Origin of the sequence: Sodalis sp. dw_96 (assembly GCF_018449575.1) — a bacterium.
GTDB lineage: Bacteria > Pseudomonadota > Gammaproteobacteria > Enterobacterales > Enterobacteriaceae > Acerihabitans.
Map to the genome: position 1 here is coordinate 1 of NZ_JAAVUT010000066.1, position 480 is coordinate 480.

At 53.1% G+C, this 480-nt stretch carries 1 rRNA gene; it reads right to left on the bottom strand.

The window, feature by feature from the left end:
* Window positions 1-480, bottom strand: a 23S ribosomal RNA gene (locus HB631_RS26805); the annotation flags it as partial.

Sequence of the window (480 nt, forward strand, 5' to 3'; positions counted from 1 at the left end):
GGCTCCCACTGCTTGTACGTACACGGTTTCAGGTTCTGTTTCACTCCCCTCGCCGGGGTTCTTTTCGCCTTTCCCTCACGGTACTGGTTCACTATCGGTCAGTCAGGAGTATTTAGCCTTGGAGGATGGTCCCCCCATCTTCAGACAGGATATCACGTGTCCCGCCCTACTCATCGAACCCACAACAATTGCACCTTCGGATACGGGGCTATCACCCTCTGTCGCCGGACTTTCCAGACCGTTTTCCTGATGCAAAAGCTGATGGTGGTTCTGGGCTGTTCCCCGTTCGCTCGCCGCTACTGGGGGAATCTCGGTTGATTTCTTTTCCTCGGGGTACTGAGATGTTTCAGTTCCCCCGGTTCGCTTCAATACGCTATGGATTCACGTAATGATAGTGCAACGAATTGCACTGGGTTTCCCCATTCGGGTATCGCCGGCTGGTAATGCTTCATATCAGCTTACCGACGCTTTTCGCAGATT